This is a genomic window from Pseudomonas sp. NPDC087626 (assembly GCF_044743405.1).
Lineage (GTDB): Bacteria > Pseudomonadota > Gammaproteobacteria > Pseudomonadales > Pseudomonadaceae > Aquipseudomonas.
The window spans coordinates 95,129-106,940 of sequence record NZ_JBIUWJ010000013.1; the positions used below are offsets into that span (position 1 = coordinate 95,129).

Below are 11,812 nucleotides of genomic sequence, written 5' to 3' on the forward strand. Positions count from 1 at the left end.
GGGGGAGCCGATGGCTTATATGGAGCAGCTGCAATCGGCCCTTACGGGGCTGGTGGCGGCCGGGGAGGCAGGGCGTAAGGATGCTGACAGCATGCTAGGACCGCTTAACGGCGCGATTGGCAGCATCACCGGCGCCGCTTCGGAGTTGGAAAACATACCGTTTGTGCCGCCGGAGGTCGGGGCAAAGCTGGGTCGGGTGGTGCGCAGTATCAGCGTGGCGCAGTCCCGTGTGGGGCAGGTGGCGTCAACCTATGGCCGGGGTGTGGCGGCCGCCGGCCAGGTGCAGGAAAGGCTGGGCACGTTCAAGCAGATGGCCAACAAGGTCACATCGGAAGCTGGACGGGTGGCGGGCATGGTCAGTCCGTCGCTATCCAGCATCCTGCCATCGGGTGGCCTGCTGGGCTCGGTCACGCCGGCGGCTGAGGCGGTCGCGCCTTATCCGCATCTGCTGATCATCCAGCCGCATCATCCCAATGCTCAGCCGTATTACTTCAACCTCGACACGGCGGCCTTTGACGAGCTGCGCCGGCAAACGGCGTTTCGTTGGGCTGGCCAGGAGCGGCTGCGCCGCAGCGTGGCGCAACAAGCCGTTGGCCTGGGGGAAGAAAAGATCACCCTCAAGGGGGCGATCTTTCCCGGGCACAAAGGCGGGATCAAGCAGCTAAACACGCTGCGCAGCATCGGCCGCAACCTGCAGCCGCTGAACCTGGTCACGGGTTACGGCGAGGTCCTGGGCAACTGGTGCCTGGTCAATATCGAGGAAGAGCAGAGCCATTTGCTGGCTGGCGGGATTCCGCGCAAACAAGGCTTTTCACTGGAGTTTGTGAGCTATGGCAACGATCTGCAGAACGTCTGACGGGGATCTTCTGGACGTGATCTGTCAGCACCATTACGGGCACCTCAACGGCACCGTCGAGGCCGTGCTCGATGCCAACCCGGATCTGGCCAGGGAGGCGCAGCCGTACCGCGCCGGCCTGCTGATCCGTTTGCCGGAGCTGTCGGCGCCGGCGGTCGAGCTGCTGCAGCTGTTCGGCTAATCGCGCTACGCGTAACGAAGCCCCGCCGAGTGCGGGGTTTCTCGTTTCTGGAGCAAGGCATGAAACCTACTTATCGAATCATGGCCGACGGCACGGACATTACCGCGCTGATCAATGACCGCCTGTTGATGTTGCGGATATCGGATAAACCCGGGATGGAGTCGGATGAGTTCGAATTGCGCATTGATGACCGCGACCAAGCCGTTGCGCTGCCCGCGCGCGGTGGGCGGATCGAGGTCTTACTGGGTTATGAAGGGCAAGCGCTCACGCGCATGGGAGCGTATACGGTCGATGAGGTGCAGTTGACCGGGCCGCCCGACACATTGGTGATACGCGGCAAGGCCAGCGACATGCGCGGCAGCGGCAAGACCATTCGCAGCGGAAGCTGGGAGAACGTGCCGCTGTCGCAAATCGTCGGTGATATCGCCAAGCGTAATGGCTGGGAGTCGGTGTGTCCTGTCACCACCAAGGTCGAGCGGATCGATCAGCGCAACGAGTCGGATTACAACTTTGTCACGCGCCTGGCCAGGCAGTACGACAGCACCGCGAAGGTGGCCGATGGCAAGTTGTTGGTCATGCCTCGGCAGGCTGGGCAGAGCGTTACCGGCAAAGCGCTTGGGGTGGTCACCATCAGAAAAACGGATGTAGCCCGCTATGAGTTTCGGCTGGGCGATCGCAGCACGCAAAAGGCGGTGAAGACCCAGCACCAGGACAAGAAAACCGGCGAACTGCAGGTGGTGGAGCTGGCCAACGGCGATTCGCCCGGCGGTTTGCCCCCAGTCCACACCGACCGCCATATCTACCCCAACAAGACCGCCGCCGAGCAGGCCGCCAAGGCCCGGTTGGCTGCGTTCAATCGCAGCACTGCAGCTGTGCGCCTGGAAATGGCAGGCCGCACCGATCTGTTTGCCGAGCGTTTGATCAGTGCTCAGGGCTTCAAGCCTGGGCTTGATGGCGAGTACCTGGTGGACGGCGTCGAGCATGTGTTTACGCAGAGCGGGTGGACTACGACCGTCGAGTGCAACGGTGGCAAGAAGGGCAAGGCGAAGGCCGCCGGCAAGAAGAAGAAAGAAGACAAGCCGCTCAGGGTCGAGCAGCTGTAACCCGATTCCCAAGGTCGCCATCGAGCGGCCTTTTTTTCGTCTGGAGTTTCACCTATGCCTATCACTGAGGCGCAGCTGCTGCGCATTCTCCCCAATGCCCGCCCAGTCGCGGGCATTTTTGTACCCGCTCTAAATCGGGCTATGTCACGTTTCGGCATTACTACGCCGGTGCGTCAGGCCGCTTTTCTGGCCCAGGTTGGCCATGAGTCCGGTCAGCTCCGATCGTTGTCCGAAAGCCTGTACTACAAGGACGCTACGCGGGTCGCGCAGTTGTTCAAGTACGGGTTTGACCTGAACCACAATGGCCGCGTTGATCCTGCCGAGGTGCGGGACGCCGAGAACTACCTGCGCAACTCCGAGAAGATGGCCAACCGCGTTTATGGCGGTCGTTACGGTAACGGCGATGAGGCTTCTGGCGACGGCTACAAGTACCGGGCTCGTGGCCTGATCGGTATCACCTTTCACGACAACTATCGTCTTGCCGGCAAGGCGTTGAGCCTGCCATTGCTCGATCAGCCCGAGATGCTGGAGCAGCCGGAGTATGCCGCGCTGTCGGCAGCCTGGTTCTGGTGGGATCGAGGCCTTAACGAGCTGGCCGACGCCGGCAAGTTCGACCGCATCAGCAGCGTGGTGAATGGCGGCGGCAATGGCGCCGCTGAGCGTCGCGCCCTGTGGGCCACGGCCAAGGAAACGCTATGTGCCTGATCAATCTGCTGCCGCCGGCGCTGCGCCCCTGGGCGGTGGTCTTGGTGCTGCTGGCGATCGCCGGCGTAGCCGCTGGCGGCGCCTGGCTGGCGCAAGACTGGCGTTATGGCAAGGTCCTGGCCGAGCAGGCCGGTAAGGTCGATCGGGCGGCGCTCAAGCGCACCGAGGATGCCCTGGGCGCTTTGGCGGCCGAGCAGGGCAAGCGCGCCGCCCTGGAGCGGCGCCTGCAGGACAACGATGCAACCCACAACAAGGAACTGTCTGATGCAAAGAAAACTCAGCAACTTCTGTCTGATCGCCTTGCCACTGCTGATGTGCGGTTGTCAGTCCTACTCGCCACCGGCCCCCTCGGTGGTGCTGGGGTGTCAGCCACTGCCAGCGCCGGCGGCGTGGTTCATGGAGCCACAAGAGCCGAACTTGACCCCGCGCATGCTCAACGAATTATCGGCATCACCGACGCCGGCGATCGAGGGTTGATCGCACTCAGGGCGTGCCAGGGTTATGTACGGGAAGTCTCTCATTGAGCGACGGACGGATCACTCAAGCGCCATAAGCACGGCGAGCGTCAGCTTGATGAAATCCTCGTTACGGTCGATCGTGTCTAGGGCGCCACGGACGTTTTCGGCGACATCAGCTGAGCCGCGCGCCTCGACCCAGTTCGATAGCTCCATGATGGCGGCCTCGAGCGCGAGCTGGTTTTCATTGATTTTGAACAGCAGGGAAGGGAGTAGGTCAGAATTTGGCATCGCGAATCCTCCGTGACAATTTCAGCGTAGCAGTGACTTGCCCCAGCGCATGCTCAACAAGTTGTCGCCACCACCAACGCCGGCAATCAAGAATTGACCGCGCTAGCGGCATGTCAGGCTTCGTCAGAGAGATGGCCCATCTGAATCACTGGTGTTCGGCCGCCTCCAACCTTCCAATCCTGAGTTTAACTAAGAGCATTTAGCGATAAGGTCTCTAATTTCCTGCGCATCTTTTGGTCTGGCGTTTTCGAGTGTTACTAGTTTGGGTTCAATGAGCTCAAGAATCTTCGCGTCTAGGGTTATTTTTGGCTCGATGAAGGCGGATGTGATTACATCCTTTGCTTGAGATATAAAATCTTCGGTTCGCCAGTTGTCCTTACAGGCTAGCGCGGCCTCTATGCCCTGCATAGCAGTCAATAATATGTTTGAAGGGATTTTTTTGATTTTCCAGATGTGTGTCTCGTTCTTAAAGAGATCTGTTCTTAAAGTTGCTTGATTTCTATCAAGAGAATTAAACTTTGTCTCGAGGTTTGTTTTTTCTGTTTGTAATTGATCAAGCCTCTCCTCTAGCGATGCTCTTACTGTTTCAAACAGTGATCTCACTTGGCTAGCTTGGTCTAGCATTCTGTTTAGATCTTGCTGGCTCCTTGTTTCTTGCGCGCTCGCCATCTCTTGGTTTGCTTTGGCAAGGATGGCGTCAAAGTCAGATCGAAATATTTTTATCTTTGCATCATAATCCTGCTGGATTCTTTGTATGTCCTTTTCATGCATTTTGAAGTTGGTAAAAAGACTTGCGCCAACCAACAAGATAACAACGCTAACTACAGCGCTGAGAGACCAAATTACGATCGAGATTAATGAACTTTGAAAATCGGCAATTAATACGTTTTTTTCTTTTAGTATCTTCAGTTCGGTGCCGACAGCTGACAGGCTTTCGCTGTTTACAACATCGTTTGACGAGTCCGGTGAAATAGTGGTATTTGCCTCAAAGGCTTTGGCTGGGAGTTGGTGTGTAGAAGGCTGAACTGGAGAGGTTTGGTTTGCAGCGGACACTCCTCCAAAACACAAAAAAATCATTAAGGTCAGTGATAAAATTAGCTTCGTTAACCGGTGGCAATTCATAATTTGTAGCTCCCTGCGAGTTTTTCGTGAGAATAACACTACAAATTGAATTAAGTGAAAGGTGGCTGTTGCTCCTGAGTCATGAGCACGGCGAGCGTCAGTTTGATGAACTCCTCGTTGCGATCGATGGTATCTAGGGCGCCGCGGACGTTGTCGGCGACGTCTTTTGAGCGGGGGGCTCCACCCAGTTGGAGAGCTCCATGATGGCGGCTTTCATGGCGAGTTGGTTTTCGTTGATCTTGAACAGCAGGGAAGGGAGCAGGTCAGTGTTCGGCATCGCAAATCCTCCGTGGAGTTTTCAGCGTAGCAGGGGGATTGGGAGTGGTGTTCGTTCGGCAGGACGCCGTGGGGTAGGGGCTTTCTTGTCGGAAGCCTGTAGGGACTTTTGCGGGGAAACGTGAAACCAAGCTGAACACCGTAGAGCGTCAATTGCAGTGGGCGCTTACGTAAAGGACTGTTATTTAAAGTATTTCAGCGCCCCAGCAAGCATGGGGTGCTTGTAGGTTTCGAGCTTGATGGGCGTGCCCATCCAGTCCGGCAGGGCGCCGGAGGAGGGCTAAAACGGCGTCAGTTATGGAACGCTTCCATAATAGTTATGGAACGCATTGCAGGCGCGGATCATAAAGCTAAACCCCAGAAACGACAAAGCCCTGAAAAATCAGGGCTTTGTCGTAAAAATGTGGCGGAAGCGTAGAGATTCGAACTCTAGGATAGTTGCCCATCGACGGTTTTCAAGACCGTTGCCTTAAACCACTCGGCCACGCTTCCAAACTGCTTTGCGGGCGCCATAATACCCGAATGAAACACACTGTCAAACTCTCTGCATAGCTAGTTACAGAGCGTCTGTTATGATCTTTGCGACTGAACGTTTCAAACCTACAGGAGTGTCGCCATGCGCGAACAGGATTACGCAGTTAATAACAGCGTGCAGGCTGAGCAGCTAGAGGTTAGCCGCGTCCTGCGCAACACGTACGGCTTGCTCGCCCTTACCCTGGCCTTCAGCGGTGTGATGGCGTTCGTGGCGCAGCAGATGCGGGTCGGTTATCCGAACATCTTTGTGGTGCTGATCGGCTTCTATGGCCTGTTCTTCCTCACCAACAAACTTCGTGATTCGGCCTGGGGCCTGGTGTCGGCTTTTGCCCTGACCGGTTTCATGGGCTTTCTGCTCGGCCCGATCCTTAATCGTTACCTGGGCATGCAGGGCGGCGCTGAAGTGGTCAGCTCGGCCTTCGCCATGACTGCGCTGGTGTTCGGCGGCCTGTCGGCCTATGTGCTGATTACCCGCAAGGACATGAGTTTCCTCGGTGGTTTCATCACAGCAGGTTTCTTCGTCCTGCTGGGCGCGGTGCTGGCGAGCATGTTCTTCCAGATCAGCGGCCTGCAACTGGCGATCAGCGCTGGCTTCGTGCTGTTCTCCTCGGTCTGCATCCTGTTCCAGACCAGCGCCATCATCCATGGCGGCGAGCGTAACTACATCATGGCGACCATCAGCCTGTATGTATCGATCTACAACCTGTTCGTCAGCTTGTTGCAGCTGTTCGGCATCATGAGCCGCGATGACTGATCGGCGCTCCTGATATTAAAAAACCCGCTTCGGCGGGTTTTTTTTGCCTGGCATTCGGCCGGGCTTCACTCGGTGACGATGATGCTGCCGTCAGCCTGTTGCCGGTAGATGGTGTACGGCAGCAGGGCGGTGTCCAGCACGCCGGAAATCAGCGCATCGATCAACACTATAATGGTGCCATTGTCGTGTTTTTGCGCGTCGATACCTTCCTTCAGTGGTGCGTAGAGGGTGCAGAAGTCATAAGTCACCCCGCTGTAGATTCGGGGTACGGCGCCGCAGTAGCTTTTCTGTTCCTTGAGGCTGGCTGCCGCCGCTTCGTCGCTGCGCACCACCGTCTGTACCGTTCCGCAGCCTGACAGCAGCATCGTTGCCAGGAGCACGCCGTGAATTTTCATGCCGCCAATCCTTCGCCGGAAAAATTGCACTCTACGCCGTTGTGCGTCGGACCACACTCACGCCATCGGCGGCAGGCGGCGTTTGACCGGGGTTTTCTTGACGATCGCGGTGTTGGTCTCGGCGTAGCTGTTGAGGCGGTCGAGCAGGGTGTCGAGCTGTTCCATCGAGCGCACGTGCAGGCGCGCGATGAAGCAGTCGTCGCCGGTGACCTTGTCACATTCGGTGAACTCGGGGATGGCCTGGATCTGTCGTTCGACATGCTGCAACTGGCCGGGCAGTGGGCGGATGCGCACGATGGCTTGCAACTGGTAGCCAAAACTCTTGGGGTCGATTTCGACGGTGTAGCCGGTGAGTACGCCGCGCTCTTCGAGGCGGCGCAGGCGCTCGGCGACGCTGGGTGAGGACAGGCCGCTGATCTGCGCCAGGGCCTTGAGCGAGCGCCGGGAGTCCTGCATCAGGGCGCTGATCAGCAGTTGATCAATGTCGTCAGTCATCTGAAGCCTCTTAGGCAATAACTCAAAATTGCCTTGATAAAAAAGGTGAATCCGCAGTTTAGCCTGCATTTGGCCATGGAGGCGGCAGATACCTCAGCGCCATACTTTGCGCTCACAACGAGGAACCTGATCATGGACAACACCCTTCGCCGCGGCTCGCTGGAAATGACCGCCGCCATGCTGATTTCCGGAACCATCGGCTGGTTCGTGCTGGTCAGCGGCCAGCCTGTACTGGATGTGGTGTTCTGGCGCTGCGTGTTCGGCGCCGCGACCCTGTTGCTGATTTGCGCGATGTTCGGTTTTTTGCGTCCGGGCCTGCTCAGTCGCACCACCTTCCTGTTGGCCGTACTCAGCGGGGTGGCGATTGTCGGTAACTGGGTGCTGCTGTTTGCTTCCTACTCGCGGGCTTCGATTGCCATCGGCACGGCGGTGTACAACGTGCAGCCGTTCATGCTGGTGGGGCTGGCGGTGTTGTTTCTCGGCGAGAAGATCAGCCTGCAAAAGCTGTCCTGGCTGGGGCTGGCGTTTCTCGGGATGCTGGCGATCGTCAGTGCCCATGGCGAGCAGGGCGCAGGCGGCGATCAGTACCTGCTGGGGATTGCCCTGGCGTTGGGCGCGGCGCTGCTGTACGCCTTTGCCGCGCTGATCATCAAGCGCCTGACCGGCACGCCGCCGCACTTGATTGCGCTGATCCAGGTTTGCACCGGCGTGCTGTTGCTGGCGCCCTGGGCCAATTGGGCGGCGCTGCCCCAAACGTCGACGGCCTGGGCCAGCCTGCTGACCCTGGGCATTGTCCACACCGGAGTGATGTACGTGCTGTTGTACGGCGCGATCCAGAAGCTGCCGACCGCGTTGACCGGAGCGCTGTCGTTCATCTACCCGATCGCTGCCATTCTGGTCGACTGGCTGGCTTTCGGTCATCGCCTGGGACTACTGCAATGGATCGGAGTGGCGGCGATTCTGCTGGCGGCTGCCGGCATGCAACAAGGTTGGGGCAGCGCCACTCGCAAAGCCGTGACCTCCTGAGCGCTTCTCAGATCTTCCAGTGGGGTGCCGACTTGACCAGGCGCTGGCGCATCTCGTTGAGGTTGTTTGCCAGTTGCCGGGTCAACAACCGGTAGCCGTCCAGAGCGCTGTACACCGGCGCCTCCATCGCGTTTTGCAGCAGCGGCTCACTGCTGTTGCGTTCAAGGCGCTCGGTGGCGCCCGATTGCAGGGCGCGCGCCATGCCGATCAGCAGGCGGCGAATCTCGCGATGCTCGGCTTTGAGCGCCAGTTGCATCTGCGCCATGGCGTGTTCATCGCGGGTGTCGGGGCGGGTGTTGGCGAGGATTTCCAGGGTGCTGATGCACAGCCGCAAGTTGCGTTGCAGGGCGTCCAGTTCGGTCATGGAGATGCGTACTTCCTTGGACACCGAGGGCATCAGCGAGCGCAGTTGCACCATCACGCCGTTCAAGCGCCCGAGGAGTTTGAGGTAGTGGTCGTCGGTTACCGACTGCCCGCTGATGATCCGGCTGTAGATGCTTGCGCAGTCACGCAGTGCCCCAGCCAGTTTGTAACGCCAGGAGTACACCGCATACAGCGGCAGGGCGAAGGAAAATGCCAGGGCCAGGACGATGCCGATGAGGATATCCACGGTACGCCACAGTCCATCGGTGACATGGTTGTCGCCGTGGCCGGCGACGATGAACACGGTGATCGCCGACAGCAGCGCGGTATAACCGCCCTTGCCAATGGCGTGGTAGGAGAAGAAGCCGCAGACCACCGACATGCCGAAGTAGGTCAGCCACGGCAGGCCAAGCCAGGCCTGCTGTAGCACCAGCAGCAACCCCACGGCGGCCCCGATCAATGTGCCATAGGCGCGCTCGGCGGCTTTTTTACCGATGTTGCCGTGGTGTTGCAGGCCGCCGATCACCACCAGCATGGTGACGGACGCCCATTCGCCATGGGGCAGGTTGATCCCCGTGGTCAGCAGGATGGTCGCCAGCAGGCCCAGCGAGACCCGGATGGCGTGGATCACCCGGGCGTTGCGGTAGCGCCGGTACGGGTCCAGCAAGGGCCGTAGCAGGCGCCGCAACAAGGGTGGCAGGCGCAGTGAGCGAAAGGCGGTCATCGGGTTGCCGGGGTGTCCTTGCGTCGTGTGCTAGAAAATGTAGTCGGTCGTCAGGAAGCTCGACTCCCGTCCGCGGATGATGTCGCTGATCAAGGTTTTGTTGCTCTCCTGGAACTTGGTCGCCACCAGGGTACGAATCGAGAACGTACGCAAGGCGTCGTGTACCGAAAGCGTGCCTTCAGCCGAATTCTTCCTTCCGTTGAACGGGAAGGTGTCCGGGCCACGCTGGCACTGGGCGTTGATGTTAATGCGGCCGACCTGATTGGCAAAGGTGTCCACCAGGCGTCCCACTTCGGCGGCGTTGGTGCCGAACAGGCTCAGCTGTTGACCGAAGTCTGACTCCAGGACGTAGTCGATCACCGTATCCAGATCACGATAAGGCACGATAGGCACCACCGGGCCGAACTGCTCTTCCTGATAGACGCGCATGTCGGTGGTCACCGGGTACAGCACCGCCGGGTAGAAGAATGAACCACGGGCCTGGCCGCCGTTGGCGTTGATCACCTTGGCGCCTTTGCGTACGGCATCGTCCACCAAGCCGTGCAGGTAGTCGACCTTGCCCGACTCCGGCAGCGGCGTCAGTGCCACGCCGTTTTCCCATGGCATGCCGGGCTTGAGGGTGGCGAGTTTGTGGTTGAATTTCTCGATGAAGCGGTCGACCACCTCTTCATGCACAAACAGGATTTTCAACGCGGTGCAGCGCTGGCCGTTGAACGACAGCGAGCCGGTGACGGCTTCGTTGACTGCGTTGTCCAGGTCGACCTCGGGCAGCACGATGCCAGGGTTCTTGGCATCCAGCCCCAGGGCGGCACGCAAACGGTGGGGCTTGGGGTGCAGCTTCTTCAGGTCGCTGGCGGCCTTGTTGGTGCCGATAAAGGCAAAGATGTCGATCTTGCCGCTGGCCATCAGCGCGCTGACGGTCTCGCGGCCACTGCCGTAGATCACGTTGATCACTCCGGCCGGGAAGCTGTCGCGGAAGGCTTCCAGCAGCGGGCGAATCAGCAGCACTCCCAGCTTGGCGGGCTTGAACACCACGGTATTGCCCATGATCAACGCCGGGATCAGGGTGGTGAAGGTCTCGTTGAGCGGGTAGTTGTAAGGCCCCATGCACAGGGCGACGCCCAGCGGTACGCGGCGGATCTGGCCGAGGGTGTCCTGCTCCAGTTCAAAGCGGCTGGAGCGACGGTCCAGTTCCTTGAGGGCGTTGATGGTGTCGACGATGTAGTCGCAGGTGCGGTCGAACTCTTTTTCCGAGTCCTTGAGGTTCTTGCCGATTTCCCACATCAACAGCTTGACCACGGCCGCGCGCTGTTCGCGCATGCGCCCCAGGAACGCCTCCACATGCTGGATCCGTTCGGCCACGCGCATCGTCGGCCAACTACCCTGGCCCCGGTCGTAGGCGCGCACGGCGGCGTCGAGGGCGGTGAGGGCGGTTTCGGCATCGAGCAGCGGGGTGCTGCCGAGAATGACTTGTTCGTCGACCCCGTCGACGTCCAGGTACACCGGGCTGCGAACCACCGCCAGTGGGCCGTTCCACGTGCGCAGGGTGCCCTCCACCAGGTACTCGCGTTGCTCGATCGGTTCACCTGGGCGGTACGGCTCGGGGATGTCGGCGAGAGCAGGAAACAGTGTGCTGAGAATGTTTTGTGTGCTCATGAAACTACCCCGTACTGGATGTGGGCAACGCCGTCGGCAGGCAGCGTGCGGGCAAAATATCGCGTTATCGGTTATCCGTAGCAGCTGTCGAGCTGCGCGAGGCAGCGTTCGGCGGCGCAGCCGTCGCCCAGCCAGACCCTGTTGTGTATCAGGTGCACCTTGTCGCCTGGATTGGCGAGTGCTGCGCACTCGAACGCAGGCTTCGCCAGCTGCTACAAGGTCGGCTACCTCCCCGCTAAAGTGCATTCTAGAGCGGTTTGGCTGTAAACGTCTGGCCCAAGAGTAGTCGATTTGGCGCGCTGCGGGTGTAACAAACCGTCACGCCTTGGTCGGAGGCAGCTCGACGCGCATGGCCTCGAAAGCCCCCTTGTTGACCCCCAATGCCCTCAACCCCAGGCAGCGACTGCCTTAGTGTTCAGTGGCCGGTCTTTACAACAAAAAATGCGCCAGGCCGCGGCGCAGAACAAGTGAGGAAACTTATGTGGGCACTGATTCGAGCCGAGTGGCGGTTTTCCTGGCGTGGGGCGGCGCTGGTGCTGGTGCTCGGGGGGCTGGGTGGCTGCGGCGAGGAGCCAAAGAGCGCACCTGATCGCGTGGCCGCAGCCGCGAGCATGCCCGCCGATGCCGGGTTGGCGCGCACCTACGACACCAGTTGCAAGTTGTGCCACGCCAACCCGGCCTCGGGCGCGCCGCTGACCGGCGACCAGGTAGCGTGGCAGCCGCGCCTGCAACAAGGCGTGGACAGCCTGCTGGATCACACCATCAACGGCCACAACGGCATGCCCCCGATGGGCATGTGCATGCAATGCAGCGAAGCCGATTTCCTGGCGCTGATCAGCTTCATGTCCGGCCAACACCTCCAATAAAAAGCACAAG

General features: G+C 59.6%; 14 protein-coding genes, 1 tRNA gene and 1 pseudogene. 8 read left to right on the forward strand and 8 right to left on the reverse strand.

The window, feature by feature from the left end; genetic code table 11:
* Window positions 1–10: 10 nt before the first annotated feature.
* Genes ACIOVD_RS13475 through ACIOVD_RS13495 form a run of 5 tightly spaced genes read left to right on the forward strand, consistent with a single transcriptional unit; the run spans window position 11 to window position 3,369 of the window.
* Complete coding sequence (locus tag ACIOVD_RS13475) at window positions 11–856, forward strand: phage tail protein (protein WP_401128228.1); 846 nt, start codon at window positions 11–13, stop codon at window positions 854–856.
* Window positions 831–1,037 (forward strand): tail protein X, encoded by a 207-nt coding sequence (locus ACIOVD_RS13480; RefSeq protein ID WP_095169683.1) that lies wholly within the window; start codon window positions 831–833, stop codon window positions 1,035–1,037. The genes ACIOVD_RS13475 and ACIOVD_RS13480 overlap by 26 nt, the downstream gene beginning before the upstream one ends.
* Before the next feature lie 59 nt (window positions 1,038–1,096).
* A complete protein-coding gene (locus tag ACIOVD_RS13485) occupies window positions 1,097–2,140 on the forward strand; it encodes a phage late control D family protein (RefSeq protein ID WP_265537453.1) in 1,044 nt (347 codons plus the stop codon).
* Between the two features lie 54 nt (window positions 2,141–2,194).
* Window positions 2,195–2,845: a glycoside hydrolase family 19 protein gene (locus ACIOVD_RS13490; RefSeq protein ID WP_401128232.1), complete on the forward strand. Its 651-nt coding sequence runs from the start codon at window positions 2,195–2,197 to the stop codon at window positions 2,843–2,845.
* Complete coding sequence (locus tag ACIOVD_RS13495; RefSeq protein ID WP_401128235.1) at window positions 2,836–3,369, forward strand: lysis system i-spanin subunit Rz; 534 nt, start codon at window positions 2,836–2,838, stop codon at window positions 3,367–3,369. Before ACIOVD_RS13490 ends, ACIOVD_RS13495 begins: the two co-directional genes overlap by 10 nt.
* Window positions 3,370–3,381: 12 nt before the next feature.
* On the opposite strand, the gene ACIOVD_RS13500 is transcribed toward ACIOVD_RS13495, so the two are convergent.
* From ACIOVD_RS13500 to ACIOVD_RS13515, 4 genes and pseudogenes are all read right to left on the reverse strand, one after another.
* The gene (locus ACIOVD_RS13500; RefSeq protein WP_401128238.1) at window positions 3,382–3,591 is read right to left on the reverse strand and encodes a hypothetical protein; all 210 of its coding nucleotides are present in this window, start codon (window positions 3,589–3,591) and stop codon (window positions 3,382–3,384) included.
* 189 nt (window positions 3,592–3,780) lie between these two features.
* Window positions 3,781–4,713, reverse strand: a complete 933-nt coding sequence (locus tag ACIOVD_RS13505; RefSeq protein WP_401128241.1) for a hypothetical protein — start codon at window positions 4,711–4,713, stop codon at window positions 3,781–3,783.
* 50 nt (window positions 4,714–4,763) lie between these two features.
* Window positions 4,764–4,990: pseudogene (locus ACIOVD_RS13510) on the reverse strand (hypothetical protein).
* A 403-nt stretch (window positions 4,991–5,393) separates the two neighbouring features.
* Window positions 5,394–5,481 (reverse strand) — tRNA-Ser (locus ACIOVD_RS13515).
* Between the two features lie 124 nt (window positions 5,482–5,605).
* Here ACIOVD_RS13515 and ACIOVD_RS13520 point away from each other — a divergent pair.
* Complete coding sequence (locus tag ACIOVD_RS13520; protein ID WP_095169276.1) at window positions 5,606–6,277, forward strand: Bax inhibitor-1/YccA family protein; 672 nt, start codon at window positions 5,606–5,608, stop codon at window positions 6,275–6,277.
* A gap of 65 nt (window positions 6,278–6,342) precedes the next feature.
* Here the strand turns inward: ACIOVD_RS13520 and ACIOVD_RS13525 are convergent, their stop codons facing one another.
* Window positions 6,343–6,672: a YceK/YidQ family lipoprotein gene (locus ACIOVD_RS13525; protein WP_159994760.1), complete on the reverse strand. Its 330-nt coding sequence runs from the start codon at window positions 6,670–6,672 to the stop codon at window positions 6,343–6,345.
* 57 nt (window positions 6,673–6,729) lie between these two features.
* Window positions 6,730–7,167: an Lrp/AsnC family transcriptional regulator gene (locus ACIOVD_RS13530; RefSeq protein ID WP_095169274.1), complete on the reverse strand. Its 438-nt coding sequence runs from the start codon at window positions 7,165–7,167 to the stop codon at window positions 6,730–6,732.
* A gap of 132 nt (window positions 7,168–7,299) precedes the next feature.
* On the opposite strand from ACIOVD_RS13530, the gene ACIOVD_RS13535 reads away from it, so the two are divergent.
* The gene (locus ACIOVD_RS13535; protein WP_401128246.1) at window positions 7,300–8,193 is read left to right on the forward strand and encodes a DMT family transporter; all 894 of its coding nucleotides are present in this window, start codon (window positions 7,300–7,302) and stop codon (window positions 8,191–8,193) included.
* 7 nt (window positions 8,194–8,200) lie between these two features.
* Here the strand turns inward: ACIOVD_RS13535 and ACIOVD_RS13540 are convergent, their stop codons facing one another.
* Window positions 8,201–9,280 (reverse strand): FUSC family protein, encoded by a 1,080-nt coding sequence (locus tag ACIOVD_RS13540; RefSeq protein ID WP_174244571.1) that lies wholly within the window; start codon window positions 9,278–9,280, stop codon window positions 8,201–8,203.
* A 30-nt stretch (window positions 9,281–9,310) separates the two neighbouring features.
* Window positions 9,311–10,936, reverse strand: a complete 1,626-nt coding sequence (locus ACIOVD_RS13545; protein WP_401128250.1) for an NADP-dependent glyceraldehyde-3-phosphate dehydrogenase — start codon at window positions 10,934–10,936, stop codon at window positions 9,311–9,313.
* A gap of 479 nt (window positions 10,937–11,415) precedes the next feature.
* Here ACIOVD_RS13545 and ACIOVD_RS13550 point away from each other — a divergent pair, with 479 nt between their 5' ends.
* On the forward strand, window positions 11,416–11,802 hold the full coding sequence (locus ACIOVD_RS13550) for a c-type cytochrome (protein WP_401128252.1): 387 nt from the start codon (window positions 11,416–11,418) through the stop codon (window positions 11,800–11,802).
* The last annotated feature ends 10 nt before the right edge of the window (window positions 11,803–11,812 follow it).

What these genes read in the sequence shown, in the direction of transcription:
- ACIOVD_RS13475 (WP_401128228.1), top strand. Translation starts at nt 11, where the DNA reads ATGGCTTATATGGAGCAGCTGCAATCGGCCCTTACGGGGCTGGTGGCG.
- ACIOVD_RS13480 (WP_095169683.1), top strand. Translation starts at nt 831, where the DNA reads ATGGCAACGATCTGCAGAACGTCTGACGGGGATCTTCTGGACGTGATC.
- ACIOVD_RS13485 (WP_265537453.1), top strand. Translation starts at nt 1,097, where the DNA reads ATGAAACCTACTTATCGAATCATGGCCGACGGCACGGACATTACCGCG.
- ACIOVD_RS13490 (WP_401128232.1), top strand. Translation starts at nt 2,195, where the DNA reads ATGCCTATCACTGAGGCGCAGCTGCTGCGCATTCTCCCCAATGCCCGC.
- ACIOVD_RS13495 (WP_401128235.1), top strand. Translation starts at nt 2,836, where the DNA reads ATGTGCCTGATCAATCTGCTGCCGCCGGCGCTGCGCCCCTGGGCGGTG.
- ACIOVD_RS13500 (WP_401128238.1), bottom strand. Translation starts at nt 3,591, where the DNA reads ATGCCAAATTCTGACCTACTCCCTTCCCTGCTGTTCAAAATCAATGAA.
- ACIOVD_RS13505 (WP_401128241.1), bottom strand. Translation starts at nt 4,713, where the DNA reads ATGAATTGCCACCGGTTAACGAAGCTAATTTTATCACTGACCTTAATG.
- ACIOVD_RS13520 (WP_095169276.1), top strand. Translation starts at nt 5,606, where the DNA reads ATGCGCGAACAGGATTACGCAGTTAATAACAGCGTGCAGGCTGAGCAG.
- ACIOVD_RS13525 (WP_159994760.1), bottom strand. Translation starts at nt 6,672, where the DNA reads ATGAAAATTCACGGCGTGCTCCTGGCAACGATGCTGCTGTCAGGCTGC.
- ACIOVD_RS13530 (WP_095169274.1), bottom strand. Translation starts at nt 7,167, where the DNA reads ATGACTGACGACATTGATCAACTGCTGATCAGCGCCCTGATGCAGGAC.
- ACIOVD_RS13535 (WP_401128246.1), top strand. Translation starts at nt 7,300, where the DNA reads ATGGACAACACCCTTCGCCGCGGCTCGCTGGAAATGACCGCCGCCATG.
- ACIOVD_RS13540 (WP_174244571.1), bottom strand. Translation starts at nt 9,280, where the DNA reads ATGACCGCCTTTCGCTCACTGCGCCTGCCACCCTTGTTGCGGCGCCTG.
- ACIOVD_RS13545 (WP_401128250.1), bottom strand. Translation starts at nt 10,936, where the DNA reads ATGAGCACACAAAACATTCTCAGCACACTGTTTCCTGCTCTCGCCGAC.
- ACIOVD_RS13550 (WP_401128252.1), top strand. Translation starts at nt 11,416, where the DNA reads ATGTGGGCACTGATTCGAGCCGAGTGGCGGTTTTCCTGGCGTGGGGCG.